The organism is Longibacter salinarum (assembly GCF_002554795.1).
In the GTDB taxonomy this organism is placed as follows: domain Bacteria; phylum Bacteroidota; class Rhodothermia; order Rhodothermales; family Salinibacteraceae; genus Longibacter; species Longibacter salinarum.
The window spans coordinates 142,527-163,606 of sequence record NZ_PDEQ01000001.1; the positions used below are offsets into that span (position 1 = coordinate 142,527).

The 21,080-nt window shown below is 58.1% G+C and carries 20 protein-coding genes; 13 read left to right on the plus strand and 7 right to left on the minus strand.

All coding sequences use genetic code 11. The features are described 5' to 3' along the window. Positions 1 to 5 precede the first annotated feature (5 nt). The gene (locus CRI94_RS00535; protein ID WP_098073712.1) at positions 6 to 1,202 is read right to left on the minus strand and encodes a c-type cytochrome; all 1,197 of its coding nucleotides are present in this window, start codon (positions 1,200 to 1,202) and stop codon (positions 6 to 8) included. Positions 1,203 to 1,485: 283 nt separating this feature from the next. On the opposite strand from CRI94_RS00535, the gene CRI94_RS00540 reads away from it, so the two are divergent. Both CRI94_RS00540 and CRI94_RS00545 read left to right on the plus strand, forming a co-directional pair. After that, entirely contained in the window at positions 1,486 to 2,745 is a 1,260-nt protein-coding gene (locus CRI94_RS00540; protein ID WP_098073713.1) for a glycosyltransferase, read from the plus strand. A 628-nt stretch (positions 2,746 to 3,373) separates the two neighbouring features. Then, on the plus strand, positions 3,374 to 3,793 hold the full coding sequence (locus CRI94_RS00545) for a hypothetical protein (protein WP_098073714.1): 420 nt from the start codon (positions 3,374 to 3,376) through the stop codon (positions 3,791 to 3,793). A 108-nt stretch (positions 3,794 to 3,901) separates the two neighbouring features. On the opposite strand, the gene CRI94_RS17965 is transcribed toward CRI94_RS00545, so the two are convergent. Beyond that, entirely contained in the window at positions 3,902 to 4,033 is a 132-nt protein-coding gene (locus CRI94_RS17965; protein ID WP_281253272.1) for a hypothetical protein, read from the minus strand. A 160-nt stretch (positions 4,034 to 4,193) separates the two neighbouring features. Here CRI94_RS17965 and CRI94_RS00550 point away from each other — a divergent pair, with 160 nt between their 5' ends. From CRI94_RS00550 to CRI94_RS00600, 10 genes are all read left to right on the plus strand, one after another. After that, positions 4,194 to 4,382, plus strand: a complete 189-nt coding sequence (locus CRI94_RS00550) for a hypothetical protein (protein WP_098073715.1) — start codon at positions 4,194 to 4,196, stop codon at positions 4,380 to 4,382. Then, positions 4,379 to 4,672, plus strand: a complete 294-nt coding sequence (locus tag CRI94_RS00555; protein WP_098073716.1) for a type II toxin-antitoxin system RelE/ParE family toxin — start codon at positions 4,379 to 4,381, stop codon at positions 4,670 to 4,672. Before CRI94_RS00550 ends, CRI94_RS00555 begins: the two co-directional genes overlap by 4 nt. A 202-nt stretch (positions 4,673 to 4,874) precedes the next feature. After that, complete coding sequence (locus tag CRI94_RS17450; protein ID WP_143815251.1) at positions 4,875 to 5,072, plus strand: DNA-binding protein; 198 nt, start codon at positions 4,875 to 4,877, stop codon at positions 5,070 to 5,072. Between the two features lie 66 nt (positions 5,073 to 5,138). Next, a complete protein-coding gene (locus CRI94_RS17970) occupies positions 5,139 to 5,489 on the plus strand; it encodes a type II toxin-antitoxin system death-on-curing family toxin (RefSeq protein ID WP_281253282.1) in 351 nt (116 codons plus the stop codon). 276 nt (positions 5,490 to 5,765) lie between these two features. Continuing rightward, positions 5,766 to 6,377 (plus strand): hypothetical protein, encoded by a 612-nt coding sequence (locus CRI94_RS00570; protein ID WP_098073719.1) that lies wholly within the window; start codon positions 5,766 to 5,768, stop codon positions 6,375 to 6,377. An 844-nt stretch (positions 6,378 to 7,221) separates the two neighbouring features. Next, positions 7,222 to 7,668, plus strand: coding sequence for a hypothetical protein (locus tag CRI94_RS00585; RefSeq protein WP_098073722.1), 447 nt, complete (start codon positions 7,222 to 7,224; stop codon positions 7,666 to 7,668). Between the two features lie 102 nt (positions 7,669 to 7,770). Beyond that, positions 7,771 to 7,941 (plus strand): hypothetical protein, encoded by a 171-nt coding sequence (locus CRI94_RS17590; RefSeq protein ID WP_179862092.1) that lies wholly within the window; start codon positions 7,771 to 7,773, stop codon positions 7,939 to 7,941. A 10-nt stretch (positions 7,942 to 7,951) separates the two neighbouring features. After that, on the plus strand, positions 7,952 to 8,179 hold the full coding sequence (locus CRI94_RS00590) for an inorganic diphosphatase (RefSeq protein ID WP_245846058.1): 228 nt from the start codon (positions 7,952 to 7,954) through the stop codon (positions 8,177 to 8,179). A 419-nt stretch (positions 8,180 to 8,598) separates the two neighbouring features. Next, positions 8,599 to 8,847, plus strand: a complete 249-nt coding sequence (locus CRI94_RS00595; RefSeq protein WP_098073724.1) for a helix-turn-helix domain-containing protein — start codon at positions 8,599 to 8,601, stop codon at positions 8,845 to 8,847. Positions 8,848 to 8,851: 4 nt separating this feature from the next. Beyond that, positions 8,852 to 9,367 (plus strand): hypothetical protein, encoded by a 516-nt coding sequence (locus tag CRI94_RS00600; RefSeq protein ID WP_143815252.1) that lies wholly within the window; start codon positions 8,852 to 8,854, stop codon positions 9,365 to 9,367. Positions 9,368 to 9,378: 11 nt separating this feature from the next. Here CRI94_RS00600 and CRI94_RS00605 read toward each other — a convergent pair whose 3' ends face one another. From CRI94_RS00605 to CRI94_RS00620, 4 genes are all read right to left on the minus strand, one after another. Beyond that, positions 9,379 to 11,331, minus strand: coding sequence for a trypsin-like serine protease (locus tag CRI94_RS00605; RefSeq protein ID WP_098073726.1), 1,953 nt, complete (start codon positions 11,329 to 11,331; stop codon positions 9,379 to 9,381). A gap of 252 nt (positions 11,332 to 11,583) precedes the next feature. Next, complete coding sequence (locus CRI94_RS00610) at positions 11,584 to 13,872, minus strand: TonB-dependent receptor (RefSeq protein ID WP_098073727.1); 2,289 nt, start codon at positions 13,870 to 13,872, stop codon at positions 11,584 to 11,586. Positions 13,873 to 13,965: 93 nt separating this feature from the next. Further along, positions 13,966 to 14,847, minus strand: coding sequence for a hypothetical protein (locus CRI94_RS00615; protein ID WP_143815253.1), 882 nt, complete (start codon positions 14,845 to 14,847; stop codon positions 13,966 to 13,968). Positions 14,848 to 15,015: 168 nt separating this feature from the next. Beyond that, on the minus strand, positions 15,016 to 15,888 hold the full coding sequence (locus tag CRI94_RS00620; protein ID WP_098073729.1) for a hypothetical protein: 873 nt from the start codon (positions 15,886 to 15,888) through the stop codon (positions 15,016 to 15,018). 545 nt (positions 15,889 to 16,433) lie between these two features. Here CRI94_RS00620 and CRI94_RS00625 point away from each other — a divergent pair. Further along, a complete protein-coding gene (locus CRI94_RS00625; RefSeq protein ID WP_179862093.1) occupies positions 16,434 to 16,862 on the plus strand; it encodes a DUF4864 domain-containing protein in 429 nt (142 codons plus the stop codon). 11 nt (positions 16,863 to 16,873) lie between these two features. On the opposite strand, the gene CRI94_RS00630 is transcribed toward CRI94_RS00625, so the two are convergent. Then, entirely contained in the window at positions 16,874 to 20,566 is a 3,693-nt protein-coding gene (locus tag CRI94_RS00630; protein ID WP_098073731.1) for a PAS domain S-box protein, read from the minus strand. Positions 20,567 to 21,080: the final 514 nt, after the last annotated feature.

The window sequence follows — 21,080 nt, forward strand, 5'->3', positions numbered from 1 at the left end:
GCCCGCTACCAGCCCTCGAAGAAGCCACCGTCGAACCAGTCCCAGAGCAGGTAGACCGCTATTCGCGTATCGCGACCGGCGTCGTCCAGCGGAATCTGGGCACCCACGTTCAGCCTCACGTGCTGCCGCGTGTTGAGGGTGACCTGCACCTGTGGGGCGATGTCCCAGTGTGTCTCGGCGCCAGACTCGAGGGCTCTTGATCCCAGCACCTCGACCATGGGCGACCACGTGCGTCCCCACGGTTGGATAGAAAAGCTTTTCCCGAGAGCGCCACGGAAGAACGCTTCGTTCTCGGCTTTGTCCTGGTCGAGCGGCAGTTCGGACCCGCCTTGGGCGTGGAAGAAGCTGCCGGCGGGGAGGAGCTGGCCGTAGGACACGAACGGCTCGAAGACCGTCGTGCCAGAGCCGAATCCCAGGTCATCGGCGCCGGTGGGAAAGAGAACCTCCCCGGTGACACTCAGGATGGAGCCGCTGTCGAGGCTGTGAAAGAGCGCCCGCTTGACGCCCACGGCAATGTCGCCAAGATGCCCGCCGGTCCAGTTGCCGTCGGGCCGTTCTCGGTAGCCGAAGGGAATCACCACCTCAAGCTGATTGCGCGCCCCAAATCGAGACTCGTAGACAATCTCGTTCACGACGGCTCCCTCGTTCTCCACGTCGATGCTCGTCGAGAAAACGGCTTCATCCTCGGGATAGGCCTTTTCCGTTACGAGCGGACGGGGGAGGTTCAGCTCACCTCGAGGCCAGTCGCCATCATCACACATCGACCGGATGTAGGTCATGATTTTTGCAAGCTCCACCCTCGTGAGGGCGTCGCCGAAAGCAGGCATCATCGGTGAGAATCCCCGCACGGGACCGCCCTGGTGGGCGACAGCGATCCAGTCGGCATCGGGTTCGCGTGTGGCGAAGGTGCAACTCGTGAAGTCGGGCAGGGGAACGTCAAACCCAACTTGACTCTGGGGCACTCCGGTGCCGTCGGCTCCATGGCACGCAGCACAGGCGTCCATGTACAGTTCGCGTCCCGTCTTCGGTGGCAGAACGGCCACATTGACGACGTGCACGAAGCGGTTCGAAGAGATTTCCCGTGGACCGATTGGTTGTTCGGTGGTCACGGGTCCGTTCGGCGTCATTCCGATCGCCGTGACCAGAATCGCCACAGCGGCCAAGAGCCCGGTATGCGTCCAGGAAAAGTCGAGCGTCGGCATGGCGCACCCTCGCGATTCGTTTACCGTCTGTTCTCCGTGAGAAGGTAGTTCTCAGACGAACGCCGAGTAATGGGTGATGGGCTGAAATGCGCTGTGGTGCGTCCACCCACAGCTCGTGCGACCTGTGGGGAAGAGGATGGTACTGATTGTCCGCGCTTCGCCCGAATCATGCGTTTGTAGACATCGGTTCGATAGACGCCGACCTCAAATCGATCAACCGAGTCGACGGCTCCTCGGTGCATCGCGATATCGCTTCTCTGGGACCCCAATTCCCCGCGCACTCATGTCTGACGGTATAGAGATCGACAAAACCGTGTCCGCCCGAGACGCGCGTCCGACGGCGCAGCTCGACGATTATGCAGACCTTCTCGGTCGACGCCATATCGACCGTATCTACAGGAAGGCGGCCGACCTTTCCCATCTTCACGTCGCACACGTGAGTTCTACCTTTTATGGGGGCGGGGTCGCGGAGCTACTCGATGGGCTGTCGCTCCTCATGAACCATGTCGGCATCACGACCGGCTGGCGTGTGATTCAGGGGGCGCCCGATTTTTTCAGCATCACGAAGAAGATGCACAACGCTCTCCAGGGCGGATCCATCAACCTCACCGACCTGAAGAAGCAGCACTACGAGGACATCGTCTACAAGAATGCGCTGCGGAATCACCTCGACCATCACAACATGGTGGTCGTGCACGACCCGCAGCCCCTTCCGCTCGTCCAGCATTATCATCGGAAGGGGCCGTGGATCTGGCAGTGTCATGTCGACCTCACGGCACCGAACGTGGAGCTCTGGGCATACCTGAGGTCGTTCATCGAGCAGTACGACGGGGTAGTGGTGAGCCTGGACGAGTACCAGCAGCCCCTTGAAACGCCACAGCGGACGATTCCGCCGGCCATCGACCCGTTCTCGATCAAGAACAAAGAGCTGAGTACCCAGGAGGTGAACGAGCGGCTCGCCCACTACGACATCCCGACGGATCTCCCGCTCGTCGTTCAGGTATCGCGTTTCGATCGGTGGAAGGACCCGGAGGGCGTGATCGAGGCCTTCAAGCTCGCTACGAAGGAGATCGATGCGACGCTGGTTCTGCTGGGCAACGTGGCGACCGACGATCCGGAAGGGAAGGAGGTATACGAGTCTCTTCTGGACGAGCAGGGCGAGCGGATCTACATTCTGAGCGTGGAGGATACGGCGCTCGTCAACGCGCTACAGCGGCGCGCGGCGGTGGTCCTTCAGAAGTCCCTCCGCGAGGGGTTCGGGCTGACCGTGACGGAGGCCATGTGGAAGGGGAGTGCTGTGATCGGTGGGAACGTCGGAGGGATTCGACGTCAGATTGAGGATGGCAAGACCGGGTTTTTGGTCGACTCGGTCGAGGAGGCGGCGGAACGCATCGTTCAACTCGTCAGGGACCCGGATTTGCGGGAGCGGCTCGGGCAGGCGGCCCGCACGACGGTCCGTGACAGATTCCTTTTGCCGCACATGCTGGAACGGTACCTCGACCTGTTCGCCGGCTTCGAGACGCTGTATCGGCTGCGAGATTAAGCGGTCGTTATTGGCGCGCAATCGTGGAGGCTCGTGGGACACGAGGTGTGCGCGCGTGTCGTCTTCGCGCTGCAAACAACGTTTAGCAAAGTGATCGCCCTGGGAAGCACTGTTTTCGAATGGATCCGCTAACCATCCGTCGAATCGTTGACAGCCCGACTGCTCGGGTTCGGAAACGTGCGGGAGAACGACGCAGTGGATGGGGAGCGAGACTTCTTGCGTTCACCCGGCGCTTATGGAACGATGGTCTCAGACATCGTCTCAGCGAGCCGGGTTCTCGTACGCCTGGGAAGGCATATGCAAACGCCGATTTGGCAAAAGAACTACCCTCCACCACAGCTGGAACGAACACGATCGATGTTTCTTTTCATAGATCCGCTCCGACTTGCATTTAGAAAAGTAAAAGTGCACATTAATACCGATCCTTTTCGAAGCCAATCGCAGCGGTAATCGTCTTGCTGAATACGTGTGCGTGTGTCGCCGTGACGGTGTTCACAGAGTCGGTTCACGACACAGGGTGGAGAGAGGGTCAGGTCATCACGAGCGTCTACCGTACAGGAAGAAGAAGGACATCGGAACGACGGCCGATGAAGGCAGGTCAGTTGTCGAATCAATCGCCGGTACGCGCATGAGTAGTTCCTTTTTTGAGTACGCGAAGGCACATGGGTTGGACACGCGGATCATCAACGGGCGTCCCACCATCGAGGAGGAAGTGGAGGACGAGGAGGGGACGTCGAAAGCGACGTGGATTCTGACGCCGGACAGCGACGGGGATCCGTATGCCGCACTCAACCGAGGGCACGAGACCACGCAGGTGAAGTCAGAGGGCTCGTCCAACACGAGCGTGGAGACGGTCGTCGTCGACATCTGCCAGTTCTACACCGATGGCAGCAAAGTCATCGCCCACGTTCGGGTCCAGAGTGGGACCCGGCGGTCGTGCGTCGAGCAGGCCTGGCGGAAGTTTATGCGGCGCCATTGCCTCAAACGCGCGAAGAACCTGGACGTCGAACCGGCCCGCTTCGGCATCATCGTCCGGCAGACGGGATAGCGTCTAGCGTACCTGATTCATCGCGCGACGGTTACAGGGGCCAGGCGCGTCCGCGCGGTGTTCGCACCAGCAAAACGGGAGTTCATGACTCGTGTACGCGGCCAGCGACTATCGCCTGGAGTTATTGATCGCAATGTTTGTCCGGCTGTAGTGCGAGAGGGACTGGTACTGGAAATTGTCCGGATAGTATGCGTAATTCCGTACGCCTTCCGGATAGGATTCATCGCGATAATATCGCATCAGCCTCGCTGAGGCCCGATTCAATCCAGATCGTTTTTATTATCCCGAAGCCGTCCGGATAATAATAAGTTATCCACACCCGAAGCCAAAGCAGCGAAACAGGAAAGCGACCCCGAAGGTACCTCTCGCACGCCTCCGCATCACAAACTCATAACCTCACATGCCTACAACTAAAGTTAAAGAAGAGGCGCAGCGCCTTATCGAGGAGTTGCCTGACGATGCCACGTGGGACGATCTCATGCAACGCATCTACGTCCGCCAAGCCATTGAAGCGGGGTTGGAAGACAGTGAGGCCGGCCGCACGATGGACGTGAACGAGCTTCGCGAAAAACTCGGACTGTCGGCTTGAGGGTTCACTGGACGAACACGGCCATCGATCACCTCTTGTCGATCTACGAGTACGTGGCCCACGACTCGGAAGTCTACGCCGACCGGTTGATGGACCGGTTGACCCGGCGATCGCAGCAGGTTGGCACGTTTCCTAGGTCGGGGCGGCAGGTGCCGGAGTACGAGGCGCCAGACGTACGCGAAGTAATCGAAGGCTCGTATCGGGTCATCTACCGCATCAAGGAAGAGCAAATCGACGTACTTGCGGTAATGCACAGCGCGCAAAAATTGCCGCCCGAATTAGGCGAGTAGTAGAGGTGCGTATAACCCCACACTGCTGCCGACGACGGGCTGCGGGCTAACTTTCTACGGTAGCACCTCAGGCGCCATTTCCGTAGGTGTTGCGATGCCCGTCGCGGCAGAGTTCGACCGTTATGCGCCCCCGTATCTCACGAACGGAAACGAACCAACCGTTACGCGTTGCATCTACATATGCTCACAGACAAGTCGCGCCATGAAGAAACTCACTCTCCAACTCTCCGACGACACGGCCCAGCGCCTTGAAGTTCTTGCCGAGAAGCTCGGCGTCTCTCCAGAAGAGATTGTCCAGGCGGGTCTCGCGGAGCAGCTCTCCAGTCTAGATCGTGAGTATGAACAGGCGGCTGCCCGCGTGCTTCAGAAGAACGAAGAGCTTTATCGTCGTTTGTCCTAGTCCCAATCGCCTGCTGATTGCGTGCGATATCTCAGCACTGCAGAGATCTTAGATTTACACCGCCGGGTGATTCGGCAGTCGGGCGGGAGCGAAGGTGTTCGTGATCAAGGCGGAGTACTTTCGGCGGTCGCGCAGCCCAAGATGACATTCGAAGGCGAAGAGCTTTATCCATCCATGATAGAGAAAGCGGCCGTCTTGGCAGTATCGCTCACCCGAAACCATCGACTTGTCGATGGCAACAAGCGAGTCGCGCATGCAGCAATGGAGGTGTTTCTGTTATTGAATGGCCGAGAGGTTAAGGCGAGCGTCGATGAGCAAGAGGAATTGATGCTAGGACTCGCAGCAGGGAATCTCGATAGGGAAGAGGTGGTCGAGTGGCTCTCAGATCATGTCGTACGGCGGCAGGGAACGGTGTAGGATCGCATAACCACGCGCTCTTATTATGCCAAGCGGATGTCTTTTCTGGGTGTGTGGAAGGTTGGTGAGTCTGGGCAGAGGGCATAGCTCCTCTGTTCGCCCTTTATCGACGCATGGGGGTGGTAGAGTGTCCGCGTACGGATATGGCTCGGCGCGTGCACCGCACGGTGTTGGTGTGCGCCTTGAACAGTCGTTGCGTCTCGTTCGCTTACCCCGAGGCCCGGCGCCAGCACCGCCGCAGAGCTCGAGCCTTATGCCGCATGAGTCAAGGACTCAATGAGTAAACATGATGAATGGCGAAGAGCCCGTAAGCAAATTGACACGGACTATAAGACGTGGCTGTATGAGGCCGCAAGGTACGGCTCGATTCCCTGCCTGCTCATCGCTCTGATCCTGGTTCTTGATGCTACTCTGCCCAGCCATGAAAGAGAGCGCGTGACGGTTTGGCGTGTCGAGAAGAGAGTAGATAGATCCTGGGAGCGCGGAGACTGGATGTACATCGTCACGAACCAGGAGCGGCCAAGTCATACATACTTGGTCATGCACGTCTACCGCGAAAGCGAAGGGAGGTCGTCCCGGTCTACACTTGAAGTCTCGGACTACTTCGCTGAGAAAGTGGGTGCCAGTGATACTCTTTCGATTCGTGCTACGCCTCTTCTGGGAGCCAGGAAGAACGTTGTGCGCCTGAGTAACGGCAGGGTTGATGTGAAAGACAGCAACTACCAGTCTCTGCTGTATCTATTGAAAGTGATTTGGATGTTAACACCGTTTATGGCATTGGTCAACGTGTTTGAAGTGCGGTACGGACCGCTACTTGCACTCATGCTTAGTGCGGAGATATTCTCTCTTGTCTATTGGTACTACCTCATCACTCACTTACTCTTATAAGCACAGGGCCGGCATACCAAGCGCATCATCGCGGACGTCAGGCCGTCGGCGTCTTCTCGTCAGCACGTCTCTTGAGCGTTCTTGAAATAGAATGCGAACGTCCAATAGACACCGAGCCGATTATGCGTGGACCGGTATGCGCATGGATATACCTTGAGATAGATCGTCTGTCTTTGTTGCACCCGCAGATGGTCCAGGTCCGCGTTCGTCGCGAAATCCACACCACCTAAATATCACTTTATGGAGTCAAAACAGACGAAAAAGGCTTATCTGAAGCGTCTCAAAGGCGTTCTTTACTTCTTCCTCTCCCTGTTTCTCTCGCTACTAGGAATAAGAGCATATTTTGAGATACACAAATATTCAGATAGCGAGGCCTACTTAAGTTTAGGATTTAAAGGGGTGAGTGGCGCATTGCTTTTTTCGTGGGCCTCCTGAAGTTGGCACAAGCATTTATAGACGATGATGCATCGATTCTCCAGCGTCTGTCCAAGGGATCGATATTTCTTCTGTGTCTTTGTGCAGCTGTAGGTACAATCGGATTGTATAGTGTGAAGGTGCTGGGTTTCTCTGAAGCCCTGCCTCTGCTCACATACGGGCTAATCGCCAGTTCTACAGTTCTCGTGCTGACGGGTAGTCTTAAGCTGGGTGAAGTGTACTCGATGGCTCAACTCGAACAAGATGGAGCAACTGATTGAGGGACAGCCGCACCGACAAACGTTAAAGTGCAAAAACCTATCCGTCGCACCGGATCGTGTCGGATTTCGTCTTCCGTCAACCGACACGTCTCAATTGCTCACCGCGGGGGGAGCACCGCTGGCTTAGACTGTGGCTTAGAACAGCGTACATGAATTGGACGGACCTCATCACGGAGTCGCGCATGGTCACGTCGATATACGGCGGCGCTACGTCGCTGGCCCACTTTGCGCTCGAAGACCTTGTTTTCTCGGGCAGAAGTGTGAGGCTTCGGGGCGACTTTGCTCAGATGCCTGACCCGTTACCGGAGCGGTGGGCGAGCTGTGGATTTACGCGTGCCGGCGCAACCTTCAACGCCTCTGACGTGGTAGAGGCCAAGGTCACAGGGATGCCGCAACTGCACTTCGACGACAGGCACTGTCTCGAAGGCGATCCTGTGAGCCTCGCAGTTGAACAGACGAAGTGCATCTGGACTGCACCAGACGGAACGGAACGCCCGTACATTGTGCTTTCGGGCAACAGCGACTTCCTGGAATTCCGATTCGTGTGCAAGAACCTCCGCGTGGGAGTGAAGGGGTATACGCCCGCGCCGTACTGAATGCAAAGGTCTGTATAGAACTCGCATTTGCAGACACACGGCTCTGGAGGTGACGTTATTTTATGCCGGGACACGATGTGTGGACATGATACCACCTAATCCGTGAAACGCGCACTCGCCATTACGGGAATCCTCCTCGTCGTCGTGGCTGCCCTCCCGACGATCAAGAATGCTGTGCTCTATCTCGACTATCAACACGGCCGGGAGACGCTGACAAAGACGGAGGGACCACCCGGTCGGGATCGTCAATCTGACGGATCGCGGGGACAATGATGACAAGATTATCTGTGTCCACTGCGACGACCCGATGTATGACGACTATCATAGCGTCAACGACCTCCCCGACTACGAACTTCGAGAGATCGAGTGGTTCTTTGAGGACTACCAGGACGTGATGCACCTGGATGTAGATGTCGAAGGATTTCTCGGGACGGACAAGGCCCACGAAAGCATCCAGATGTGTCGGGAGCGCTACAGGGACGAATTCCCCAACGGCTTGTCGTCCACATGATGGCACCGGGCGAGCACTCGAGGTCGGGACGCCAGGCGGTTGTGTTCGAAGCCATTTCGTGTATGATACCAGGTGAGACCGTCTGCCAAGCACGTCTGCACCGCCTTCCAGACGCCCAAACCATGGAGGGTCGAACCGCCATGGTCTTCGCAAACACCTCGTTGGCGTTAGGTTTGCCGTTGCGAGCCGTACGACTCTTATGGTCGCTATTGCGGTCCACTCACACGGACATCGGATTACATCCTCGCATACCGATTGGCCGTAATCCAACCGCATAACACCGATAAAGTGATGAAATGACGAATCATTATTCTTTCAAACGAGTGCGAGGGTGTGAATTCATTGACGAATGGGTGCATTAGGCGCTGTTCGCATTCCATACGTATATCGATAATCCTTGCTCGACGCCCCGTCTCGACATGCTGGACATTCAATCTTTGCAGCTATTGTCGAAGCTTCTCAACGTCTCATATCTCTGTAGAGAAGCCGGTCTGAATCCTCGAACGATTCAGTCGAAGTTGCGCCGCGGTACCGAGCTAACTGTGAAAGAAAGCCGAGCGATGTATCGCGTTCTCCAGAGCGATCTTGGAGCGGCCGGGCTGACAGTGACGGATAAGAACGGAGCGGCCGGTGAAGCGTCTCCAACATGGGAGGACTTACTCGCCTGAGCGTATGCCGCTACGTCAAGGGACGATGACGACTGCGGAGGCCGTACGCCCCTGGCTGCTGAGCGTCGTCCTCGCACCGCTGATCGCGTACATCGTCTATGGGTACGCTGCCGGAATCTACACGGTGTTCGACACCGCATCGTTGCTCATCCACGAAGCCGGGCACTTCTTTTTCCGGCCGTTTGGGTGGGCCCTCTTTCTGTTAGGTGGATCGCTGTACCAGTTGATTCTCCCCGGCCTCTTCGTCTGGACCTTCCTCCGGTCCGAGTATCCGCCGGGTGTCCAGGTCAGTTGTGTATGGCTGGGGCAGAACGCGATGAACGTCGCCACCTACATCGCCGATGCCCGAGATCGGAGTTTACCTCTGATCACCGGCGACGTAAATAGTCACGATTGGTGGCAGCTCCTCGGTGCGGCCGGATTGCTTCCGTACGACGACCTGATCGCTGCCGGCGTGGTTGTCATCGGGATGGTGGCATTCACTGCCGCACTCCTGGCTCCCCGATGGATGTGGACGTAGCACTGGGGCCACTAGGGGAGAATGACAACGCGTTGGGTCGCCGACCCACGCTCGCCGTGTGCACGAAGCAGATACGTTCCGGCACCGAGTTCGGACGCATCCAGTTCGATCGAAAGCGGGCGGAGCCGTGCAATCGGTCCGTCGTGCAGGCGCGCGACCCGGCGCCCGAGGACGTCGAAGAGATCCACCTGCACGGATTGGGCGCTACGAACCGTGAGGTAAACCCGCCCGTGCGATCGAATCGGATGGGGAGAAGGAAGCGTCAGTGCAACGCGTTCCGTCATGCCGACGGTGGCCTGCGTCGTACCGATGGTTTTCTCGGCACCGTCAACGGTGATTTCAGCGAGTCGCACGTGGTACGGGCCGGGTGCCAGATTGCTGATCGTATGTCGGTAGCTTGCTCTGGCGTTGGGCGCTCCGCGTGCGGTGATAATCTCCGACGTATGTCGATGCGATGGTGCGTCTCCCGTTAATACGATCCGAAAGCCCGTTATCTGCGTCTCCGATGCCGTTTCCCATTCGACGGTGACGGCGTTTGTACCGCCCGTCGCAGTGAGAGAGATCAATTCGACCGGAATCTGATCAAGGTACTCGCCGTCCAGCGTGAGCGTACCCGTGCCCAGCGGATCGAGCCACTCCCTGAACGTCATGTGGCCGAAGCTCGTCTCGTCGAATCCGGCAGCAAGAGCGCCGTACCAGTCCGGTTCGTTGTTGTCATCGGCCCCTCCTTCGGCCGCGCACGCAGCGTCTCCCCCCGACAAGACCCCGACGATCCGCTTGTTTTCACCGAAGAGGGGAGACCCCGATGATCCGACTTCAGTGGTTCCGAGATCCCACGCTCCAACTTTCCAGTGCGTGCCCGAGGCGTCTTCGGTGGATCCGAAGTACGCTGTTCGCTGGAGCGGATCCAGGTCGAAGGAGATCCGCTTCGCATCGCCGCGTGGGTGATGGATCGACACGGCCTGCTGCGGCGGATCTCCCGATGCGTCCCATCCGCTGTAGTACACGCCAAATGTCGACAGATCGGCAGGGTCGTCGAGTTCAAGAAGAACCAGGTCTGGACCGTCGAAGATCGTGCCGAGGCTGTGCACATTGCCGGCTCTCGCTCGCATGATCGCGCCGCTGCTGGTCTCCTCCTGTCGGCTGTCATCCGACTCGTTTCCGCTCTCGGTGCTGCCTGGAGTGCGGCAGGTCGAGTTTTCGTAATTCCAGTAGAACACGGCTGTCACCGCCGTATTCGGCGTGGAAATGCAATGCTCTGCGGTGAGAAAGAAAGGCCGCGCGTCGTACGCCGAGTTGTTTACGAGTGCGCCGGTGCACACGAACTGTCCACTATTTTCGATATAGGTGTACGTGGCAACGGATCGAACCTGGTCGCGGTAGGGGTCGGCCTCAGAGCACGCCACGTCAATGTTGCACGCGCCGGATTTAGCTCCGGTGACGGATCGAAGACGGTCGAAGGCGTGGACGACATCACGGATCCGGAGCGTGACGGTCTCAGAGGCATCCGCTGGCACACGCACCTCCACCACAAGCGTGTCGTTCCAGACGATCGGCGTTGCGTGGGAGGCCTCCGTTGCGTCTTCGGCTGTATACGGACCGTAGAGGTCGGTTTTCTCCGGTTCACCAATGGTCAGCGTTGCGCCTGGCGGAAGCTGGAAGCGGTCGAAGAACAGGGAGAGCCCGACGGCACCCGGTGCGACAACGCGATGTCGCCAGGTGCGCAGAGGGAGATTCCCGGTGGATGTCCACTCGTCCAGCGCCGGCGAACGGTTGACCCGCCGGGTGATGCCAATCTGCCTTGGTTCGAGTCCCAGACCGTGTGCGCGTTCAGAAGGACGAAGCTCGTCGGCGTTCAGGTACGGCAGGACGGTTTCCGAAGGAACGGCGGATTGAGCTTTAAGGGATGCCGGATAGCTGATGAGCATCACCAGACCGAGCACAATCAGGGGGTGGAGCGTCATCGATGTCGGCCGAACCGTGGTTAAATCAATAATGGCGATGCAGGACGGAGACGACGGAGATCTGATCAAAGACGACCCGCCGGGACGTCGCCACGAAGGCTCCACGAGTCTGCATCGCGTACATGATACACGCAACGTCCTCTGATTAGAGGGAGACAGAGCGCATTTATGTCAACGTCAATGCCGAAGATTGATGTAAGCTGACGCCGATACGAGACGACTCCCGGCGAACTCCGTTTGGCACCGGTCAAATCACTGAAAACTGATCTCGAGCCCCAGGTAGGGAACGACGGGAAGCTGGTCCACACGCTCCTCGAGGAAGAGGTCGAAATAAAAGACGTTATTGCGGTCGTATGCATTGATGGCACCGGCTTCGAGCGTTAGCTCCATGCCGGGTCGAATCTGAAAGGGCCGCTCAAAGGACGCGTCGAGTCGATGGTAGGATGGAAGGCGTCCGCCGTAAGTCTCGCTGTAGAGGAGGCGCGGGCGGCCGAATGTTTCTTCCGGAAGGTCGCGAATACCGAGGATCTCCAGAAAGGCGTCGGAGCCGTACGACTGCGTGAATGGCCGACCGGTCGAGAATTGCCAGCGCAGGCTCGCTGTACCGCCCAGGACATCGGCCGCGGCCCGAAGACCAACTCGGTGCCGCTGGTCATGCGGTGGAGTGTAGGTTTCGACGGTGCCACCGGTCCATGCGCCGAGATCGTCCGTCGCGGCTGAGTAGACCACCTTGCTAAGCCCGTAGTTAGCCGAAAGGTCGAGCCATCCTTGTTTGTATTCTACGACGACGCTACCACCGTACGCCTCCGCATCGGCGGGGGCGAGGCTTGTATTAAAGATCGGCTGCGGCGTCCATTTCGCGACGGGGAGGTCCTGCATCGTTTTGTAGTAGCCCTCGATGTTGACGCGGAGGGCATCCGTCAGCTGCTGGCTCCAGCCCGCCATGGCATGGATCGCCTGAGGGGGACGCGACTGCGGATCGGCTACCCACGCGAGAAACGACGACCCGGCGTCCCGCTCGTCTACGACGGCATCTGAGAGCTGCCGATAGAGTCCGCCGGCGACGGACAGTTTCATTCGGTCGGAGTTGCCTGGCTGCCAGGAGGCGCGCAGGCGGGGCTCGATGGTGAGGTTGCTCCATCCGACGGGGAGTTCGGTTCCAATGGACGGTGAGACCGTCACCGCGTCGCCAATATCGATACCGGCACCGACGAAGCCGCCGAGCTTCAGAAGGAACTCGTCGTCTGCATCTACGCCGACGAATGGCTCCTGAAACCCATACTTGAAACGATTGACATCAACGCTGAAGCCTCCGGACGTCGTGCCCCAGCCGAACTCTTGCTCCATTTTGAGATCGGTCCGTAGCACCCATGTGGTGGCGCTACGGTCGGAGCCCTCGGTGTTCGAGATCTCGTTGGTAAAGCGCGCGGTGCCAAAGCTGACATCCACGATCTGCGGTGAGCGGGATCCGAACGTAAGGCAGCGAACCCCGGCTGAGGTATTCGCCCATTTGAACCGTGCATCTCGGGCGGGATTGATGGCACCCCGGTCATACGTACGAATGCCGGTCACACTGCACTGACTGTTTTCGCTCTGCGTGAAGAGCCGGGCCGTCACGTCATAAAACCGGTAGGGTGTGTCTTCCCCGAGGAGGGTGGGGCCGACGGGCTCGATGACGGACTGCCGAGCGTGGACGAGAAACGAACTTGAGCCGTTGACAATCGGGCCTTCGGCGCGTGCCGATGCCGCAAACGGGCTTCCCGAGACGCCGCCCTCGAACGACTTCAGATTACCTGGACGCAGGTTTACATCCAGCACTGAGGAAAGTGTATTACGGTATTCAGCACCAAAACCACCGGCGTAGAAATCGGCGCTCGCCACGAGTTCGGACGGAAACGCGGAGTAGAATCCGATAATGTGGAAGGGTTTGTAGATCGGAATGCCGTCCACAAGAATGAGGTTTTGCGACGGTGTGCCGCCTCGCACGTAGAGTCGTCCGCCGCGATCCCCGAGCGTGGCAACGCTGGGAAGCGACCGGAGGTAGCCGGCCAAGTCGCTTCCCGGCCCTGGCATGGGGATCGTTTGCAGATCCGCCGGCAGGATCTCCTTCAGTCCAGCTTGAGCGGTTTCGACCTTGCGACGCGCTTCCACGGTGACGCCGTCGAGGGCCTCATTCCGGGCCGCAAGGTTGATCTCGACCGTCTGCATCCCGGGTTCCAGCGTAACCGGGCGCCGATCCGTTTCGTAGCCGACAAAGCTGACGCGAAGAGTGTACTCCGCGGGAGCCGGGCCGTAGATCTGATAGAAACCGTCGCTGGACGATGCGACCGCTTTCACGATCTTCGTCGAATCAAGCAGGACAACGTTCGCTCCGGAGAGCGGCCGCCCGGTATCTGCATCTCGTACAAATCCGCGCAGGACGACGGGCTCGGGACCGCGTTGGGCGAGGGCCTGCGGCGAGAGGAGGGACGACACAGCGAGGACGACCGCCACAAAAATCGCTACAAGGGGAGCATAGCCTGTTTTTCTCGAACCACGCATGGATAGGAACGGACCAAGAACGGAGAAAAGGGGCAAAACGAGATGCGGATAGAGTTTAGTAGCGAGACGAAAGGGACGACTGCGCCGCCGTATTTACTCGACGCTCAGAATGCGGGCGTTTTCTTCCGTGACGTCAATGGTGTACGTTCGGCGCACGACTCCGGCGACGTATCCATGGCCACCTGAGACGTTGCTAAACGAGTCGGGGCGGACGACATCTTCGAACGCAAGGTCGTTGTACGCATCGAGCTCTGGCCAGTCGGATCCGGCGGCGGTGAAATGAAGGGTCACGAGGCTATCCGCCCGCCGATAGCAGCGATATCTTGGCTGGTCCAGAAACGACACGTAATCGACGGGGGTGGTGAATTCGGAATCACCGGTTTGGGTGACCGAAGCGTAGATGTCGAGACGTGCAGTGAACGGACTCTCGCTGCACCCGAAGTCTTCCCGCGCATCAAGTTCGATATCGAGGCGTGCACCAGCCACCATGGGGATGCCCGACGTGACAAAGTCGAAGCTATCGGCCGTGACGTTGATGGTCTCGTAGTCGTAGTCGGGGTCTGGCGTCGATGTTGTCGCGGAGGCGCGGACGTCCCCCTCACGAATGACGTCGATCCGGTACGTGTGCATGCCCCGGATGGGAAGGGTTGTCCAGAAGTTGTGCTGGCGCAGGTCTCGCGCGGAGGCAAACGTAAATATGGAATCGTTCAGCTCGACGGACGTCCCGGTCGTTTCATCCGTAAGCATCACGGTCGCATTGATATCATCCCTCGCGCCGAGTGGGAGGCTGTCGCGAAGGTCTTCCACCCGGATCCACTGCGTATCTCGACCCACGTCGAGGACGCCGTACATCGAAAACTGGTATTCGTCGCGCGGTTGAACCGCATCGATTGTCGTGTCGCATCCTACCATCAATACCGCCATCAGACTGGCAGCGAGCAATGACAGGGTGGTGGAGGTCGGGACGGTAGTCATAGGCAACCTCGAGAGTGAAACACGAGGGATTGGGACGTAAACGACTGCATGTAGATCAGAGTGGGATCGGGGAGCGCGCAAGTAGCAGCGACAGGATGCGCGCATTCGACCTCGGAACCTATCATGTCTGTGCGGTGCCCCCGCCACGCCGGTAACGAATACAGCATATCAGTAAATATCTTTTACGTTACCGTCTTTGATAACGTACGTGCGCCGATAGACGCCCGCAACGTATCCATGTCCGCCGTCGACATTGCTAAACGAGTCGGGTTGGATGGTGGCTTCCAGTGGGAGCTGGTGGTATTCTTCAAAGCCGGGCCAGTCGGGGCCGCCGTCTGCAGTCCGGATCTTAAAGTTTTCGAAACCGAAGTCGTAGCAATCATAGCCCTGAAGCACCTTCGCTGATGGTACAATCCGTTCGATACGGTACGTGTCGCCGGACACGGCCTCTGTAGAGGAATAGAGATCGATCCTGACTTCGATCGGGGTAAGACCGCCGCATCCGGGTTTATTGTTCGGGATGCCAGTGAAAATGGCTTTTGCTCCTGCCAACGGAGTTTCGCTCGTGACGATGAGATAGAACTCGCTACCGCGACCGCCCCTCGTGTCGTAGGTGAACACGGAATCGGGCGTGGTTGTCGTTGCCGTCGTCTCGACACGTCCATCTCGTTCTACGTCAAGCCGATACGTGTGCTCGGCGTGGATCGGAGCCGTCGTCCAGAAATTGTGGTATTGCGCGTTCAGTGCGGATACGTCCCGAAAGATCGAGTCGCGCAGAACGGTTGACGTGCCTGCGGTTTCATCAGTCAATCGAACCGTCACATCGAGCGTATCCGGTGCTCCGATTCCAACGCCGTCTTGCAGGTTCTCCACGCGGATCCATTGCGTGTCGCGGTTGACGTCGAGGATGCCGTACATCGAGTATTTGTATCCCGGACGATCGACGAACGCGTCCACTGTCGTGTCGCAACGTACCGCGAATAGGGCGCAGACGATCGCGAGTGGGAGCAGGACATAGTGGCGCGATGGAGAGAAGTGCATATACGCGCGAATTCAAATTCGTGTGTCTCCAGAGAGGGTACGGGTATGCTTTCAATCGTGCATATAAACAACATCTTTTTGTGGCGAAAGTCAACGTGGACCTGCCCGAATCCCTCTCGTTAAGGAAAGAACGTTTGTAGCACACACGGGCCGTTTATCAGCACCCGCCGATGGCCGGAGCGGTATGCTGATATTGTGGTTTGTACGGAGGTAGGCGTGACCTAGAGTCCAGCCGTCGCGCCTGAGTGCGAATCGGTTATGGGATACCGAAGGAAGCGCCATCTCGCGGGTATCGCTCTCAGGATATCTGTAACGTTCCCTGCATGATCGGATAAGCCGGCGTATTTTCCTCAACGTAGATGGTTCAGGTCGGTGTAACGGCTCCAAGATAGGGATTTGGATACGAATCTCCGACTGGCCATTTACAAACCTCGCTGACAATCATGGATCTCGTTCCATTACAGTCCCGGTCCACATTACCCGTCTTCGTTGTCCTCGTAACCGGGTTGATACTTGCGTGTATCCCCGCTGAAACGCGCGGGGCGATGCCATCCGTTGCACCGGACTCTCTTCCCGGACCATCACCTTCTCTGACCCCAGTCGAGGTTGTGCAGACGCAGGTCGAGGCGCTGAAGCAAAACAATGCTCCATTCGAAGGAGCGGGCGTTGAAACGGCGTACCGTTTTGCATCGCCGAAAAGCCGAGCGGAAACCGGTCAATTAACGCAATTCCGGGCGCTCTTCGCCTCGGCGCCATACGGACCCATGCTCGACCATATCACGGCCGAATACAGCGAGCCGCAGGTGACGGGGGATATCGCGCGCGTCGGGGTCATTGTCATCACCGAGACCGGTGACCGTGTCAGTTACCTGTTCCAGCTGGAGCGGCAGAGCTATCCGCCGTACGAGGATTGCTGGATGACGGATGCAGTCGTGCCCGTCAAGAAGGAGGACCGAACGTCCGTGGGAACGTAAGCCAACACCGGCTACGGTCGGTCCGCCATCGGAGCGACGCGCGGGAGGGTCACCGTAAACGTGGTGCCTTCGCCCTTCGTGCTATCGACATCGATCGACCCGTCCATAAGCTCGACCAGCTGACTCGTAATGGTGAGCCCGAGACCGGAGCCTTCGAACGCGCGGGCGGTTCCACTTGACTCCTGTGTGAATGCCTCGAACAGATCGGACATGAAGTCATCGTCTATACCGATGCCCGTGTCCCGGACCTGGAGTTGCGCACAGGGCCCGGCATCGCGAACGCGAATGATAACCGATCCGCCCGGCTCTGTAAATTTGATGGCGTTGCTCACCAGATTCATGACGATGCGTCGAAAGGCGCTTTCGTCAGCGTACGCCATCACCGGTGACGAAGCCATCTCAACACTCAGATCGATGTCCGCCTTCAGGACATTCGCACTAAACGACTCCACGACTCCGCGAATCGCTGGTCGCAGGTCTATCGATGCGAACTGAAGGTCGAACAGTCCTGCCTCCAGCTGCGACAGATCGAGTACGGAGTTCAGCGTATTCAAGAGCCGATTGCCACTCTTGTGCATGAGGGACAGGAAGTGGTCCGTCGTCTCATCCAGGTCACGTTCTTGCAGAAGCTCTGCGAATCCGATGATCGACGTCAACGGTGTGCGAATCTCGTGACTCATGTTAGCGAGGAAAGCAGACTTGAGTCGGTTCATTTCCTCCGCCTCATCGCGCGCAGCCAGAAGTGACGTCTCGCGTTCAATTCGTTGGTAGACGCTCTCCGCATTGTTCGCCAGAATCTCGATCAGGCGAATGTGAAATGGATCGATGTCATCGAGGGAATCACTGCCGATCGTGACGACACCATATCCCGTGATAGGGACGTACAGGACCGATTGAATGCTCGAGCCGTCAACGGGTGACTGATCCGTGGTGGCAATGTCGTCGACGTAGATCGTCTCATTTTGCCGATACGATATCGCGGCGTTTTCCGGCCCATCAATGGAGTATCGGGGCCGCGGCATACTGAGGTTGGCTTCGGGAGGGGACGACACGACCTCCGGCACGAGCCACCCGTCCACGGCGCGGCGGATCCCGCATACGGGGTAATTCAGCGTTTCGTTGATGAGTTCATGGATCACGTGGGCGAGAGCAGACGGCGTCTTACACGCCGTGAGCGTTCCCGTCGCATGATAGAGGTCCTGGAGACGCGCTTCTCGCTGGCGGAGTGTTCGCTCTTTCGCGCGCCGCTCCGTTACGTCGAGAACGGTTCCGATAATGCGATGTGGTTCTTGATCGGCTCCCGTGTCGGCATCAAACAGGAGGCCCGTGACCTCGACCCTGCGCCGGGTTCCGTCCGGTCGCAGGATGTCGTGCTCGACGGTCGTCGGTTCGCGATGCTTCTTGATATGGGTAATCGCCTCCTGAACGTTGTCTCTGTCCCGGGGAACGACCAGGTTGCGGTAGGCAGACAGGCTTGGCTCGAAGGTGTCTGGATCCATGCCAAAGATCCGATAGGTCTCCGCCGACCACGTAATCTCGCCGGTTGTGACATCCCAATCCCAGTGGCCAAGGTTTGCGATGCGCTGTGACTCTTCCAGGAGCTGTCGATATTCTCGAAGCGATCGCTCGCGTTCGTGCTGGTCGGTCACGTCCTGGATGAAGAAAATGGCTCCGTCAAATTCGTTCTGCTCGTTGCGGAGCGGTGCGCCATTTACGTTGAGGACACGCCGGCTTCCATCGGGCCAGTGTAGTGCATGCTCTGCATCAAACACGGGCTTGCCGGTCCGTTTAATCACGGCGAACGGAATTTCGTTTTCCGGAATCGGCTCGCCGTCAATCGTTTTTAAGTTCCAAGCAGGATCGTTGTATGCGCGGTGCGTCACCTCGCTTTGCGAGAGTCCGAGGATCTGTTCTGCACGCTTATTCGCCTTCGTGATGGCTCCATCTGAATCGACGATCGTGATGCCGGCGGCACTGGTGTCGTAGATGCGGGCGAGGAGGTCCCGCTCCCGTTCGAGCTCCGCGTGGTGTCGATGCGCCTCCGAGATATCGCGAAAGACGAGAACGACGCCGACGATATCGCCCTCGGATGCTTCGATCGGTGACGCGTTTTCAGCGATGTGGCACTCGGTGCCGTCCTTTGCCGTGAGAACAATGTTTTGATTCCGGCTCATCGGGGAGCCCGTGCGAAGCACGTCGTTTACCGGATTATCGATGGGGCGTCCGGTGTCCGCGTCGTGAATCTTGAATACGTCGCTGAGTGGGAGGCCGGTGGCTTCGGGCGACGACCAGCCGGTGAGCGTCTGCGCTACGTCGTTCATTTCCGTGATCCGGCCATCCGTGTCGGTTGCGATGACGGCATCGCCGATCGAGTTGAGCGTGATCGACAGGTATGACTCGCGCCGTCGAAGTTGCTCTTCGATGGCCCGCCGTGCCGTCACATCGCGCTGCCCCGAGACCCAGTATTCAATCACGCCCTCCTCGTTGCGCACAGGCGCGACGGACCACGCCACGACATACGAGGAGCCATCCTTCCGATAGTTGACCGTTTCCCCGGACCATTGCTCCTCGTTCTCAAGCGCCTCGCGAAGTGCATCCAGTTGCTCCGGATCCGTTTTGGGGCCCTGGAGAATCTTTGGAGTCTGACCGATCACTTCATCCCGGCTGTATCCAGTCATCTGCTCGAACGCCCGATTTACGTAGACGATCTCGGGTCCATCGCCCGTGGATGTTGTCGGGCGCGTAATCACCACGGCATCGTAGATTTGCTCGACTGCAGCAGACAGTACACGAAGCCGCTCCTTGGACGCGATGCGATCGCTCACGTCATCAAAATACACCGATAGGCCGCCACGAAACGGGAATGCGTGAACGTCGAACCAGCAGTCGAGCGGAGGGAAGTACGCTGTGAACCGCGTATTTTCGCCCTCTTTGGCCGCACGATGATATTCTTCGTAAAAAGGAAGGTCGACCGCTTCTGGAAACTCGTCCCACACGTTTTTTCCGAGCAACTCCTCGCGCGACCGCTGAAGAAGTGACTCGGCATGCCGGTTGACGTAGGTAAAGCACCAGTCCTCGTCAAGAGCGAAAAAGCCGTCCGTAATGCTTTCAAGAATGTCCTGGTGACGGACCTCGCGAGCCCGCCCGTTTATTTCCAGGCATGCCAGTCCGGCGAGGTCAGCGAGGGTGGCATGAACAGCGTCTAGGTCCTCGACCTCCGACGAGGTGAAGAATGCGGTCAGAGCTCCGACCTGGTTATTCGTCAAGGAAAGAAGCGGGATTTCGCAGGCGACCTCAACGCCGGGAGTGACCTCCTGAAACGCATCGTGCGAGTAAATCGAGTCGTCGGTCAGTTGTCGAGTTATAATTCCATCTCCCGCATGGATCAAGGGCTCGTCGCGAATCTCGTCTGTCGAAACGACGACCCCCGAGCGGGTGAAGGGTGGGGCCCCGCGGTGCGAGATGGTTCTGGGCAATTCGCCAGCGACGGATATGAACTCCGCGTATTTCCCGTTGAGAAGGACAATGCCCGCCCGATCCGCGCCAACAACACGGGCGGCCATCGCTGTGAGCCGGTCCAGGACAGGTTCAGGTGTACGTGAGAACAGCCCAATCGCGTCCAGAATGGAACGAATGGTCTTGGGCGATCCCGATTTTTTGCCGAGAAGGTGCGGATGAAAACCGGGGTCGGTAGAGGAGTTCATCACGGAGGAGATCGGTGAACGTCAGAGACCACACACGCAGCAGATAGGCTTGATCGTGTAGCGGAGTGGTTGATTCCTGCGTATCGAAATATACGCAGCTTGTGGACTCTCTATATGACCTTAATATGAGGTGAAACCGGGGAGAGTCCCGTATGACACGACGCCGTATACGTTTCGTGGCTCACGATACACGTTTTCAGAATGACAGTGTCGGAGTGACCTAGTCGTGCCGTCTCAGTTGTCTGAATCCGGGCAGAAAAAGGTTCCAACGTTATACGTTCAGAACCTGTTTGGCGGATGAGTCGCAAAGAAATAAGCGCAGCCCTTCATGTCGATCATAGGGAGGCCGGTTATCTTTTTGCGTTGATGCAGCAGACAGGATGCACAAGATCAACCGATCCTGGTCTTGCAGGCACCGTGACGACCGACCGTCGGGAGGTCTGTACCTCTGTATGGCCGAAGGCTGTCCGCCTAACTGGTTCTCAAACGTTCTCGTGCTGAGGCTTGCCCCGAC

Excerpts from the sequence above, each read along its gene's own strand:
- CRI94_RS00585 (WP_098073722.1), top strand. The coding sequence starts at position 7,222 with ATGAATTGGACGGACCTCATCACGGAGTCGCGCATGGTCACGTCGATA.
- CRI94_RS00610 (WP_098073727.1), bottom strand. The coding sequence starts at position 13,872 with ATGCGTGGTTCGAGAAAAACAGGCTATGCTCCCCTTGTAGCGATTTTT.
- CRI94_RS00540 (WP_098073713.1), top strand. The coding sequence starts at position 1,486 with ATGTCTGACGGTATAGAGATCGACAAAACCGTGTCCGCCCGAGACGCG.
- CRI94_RS00545 (WP_098073714.1), top strand. The coding sequence starts at position 3,374 with ATGAGTAGTTCCTTTTTTGAGTACGCGAAGGCACATGGGTTGGACACG.
- CRI94_RS00615 (WP_143815253.1), bottom strand. The coding sequence starts at position 14,847 with ATGACTACCGTCCCGACCTCCACCACCCTGTCATTGCTCGCTGCCAGT.
- CRI94_RS00600 (WP_143815252.1), top strand. The coding sequence starts at position 8,852 with ATGCCGCTACGTCAAGGGACGATGACGACTGCGGAGGCCGTACGCCCC.
- CRI94_RS00570 (WP_098073719.1), top strand. The coding sequence starts at position 5,766 with ATGAGTAAACATGATGAATGGCGAAGAGCCCGTAAGCAAATTGACACG.
- CRI94_RS17965 (WP_281253272.1), bottom strand. The coding sequence starts at position 4,033 with ATGCGATATTATCGCGATGAATCCTATCCGGAAGGCGTACGGAATTAC.
- CRI94_RS00595 (WP_098073724.1), top strand. The coding sequence starts at position 8,599 with ATGCTGGACATTCAATCTTTGCAGCTATTGTCGAAGCTTCTCAACGTC.
- CRI94_RS17450 (WP_143815251.1), top strand. The coding sequence starts at position 4,875 with ATGAAGAAACTCACTCTCCAACTCTCCGACGACACGGCCCAGCGCCTT.
- CRI94_RS00630 (WP_098073731.1), bottom strand. The coding sequence starts at position 20,566 with ATGAACTCCTCTACCGACCCCGGTTTTCATCCGCACCTTCTCGGCAAA.
- CRI94_RS00620 (WP_098073729.1), bottom strand. The coding sequence starts at position 15,888 with ATGCACTTCTCTCCATCGCGCCACTATGTCCTGCTCCCACTCGCGATC.
- CRI94_RS00625 (WP_179862093.1), top strand. The coding sequence starts at position 16,434 with ATGCCATCCGTTGCACCGGACTCTCTTCCCGGACCATCACCTTCTCTG.
- CRI94_RS00605 (WP_098073726.1), bottom strand. The coding sequence starts at position 11,331 with ATGACGCTCCACCCCCTGATTGTGCTCGGTCTGGTGATGCTCATCAGC.
- CRI94_RS00550 (WP_098073715.1), top strand. The coding sequence starts at position 4,194 with ATGCCTACAACTAAAGTTAAAGAAGAGGCGCAGCGCCTTATCGAGGAG.
- CRI94_RS00535 (WP_098073712.1), bottom strand. The coding sequence starts at position 1,202 with ATGCCGACGCTCGACTTTTCCTGGACGCATACCGGGCTCTTGGCCGCT.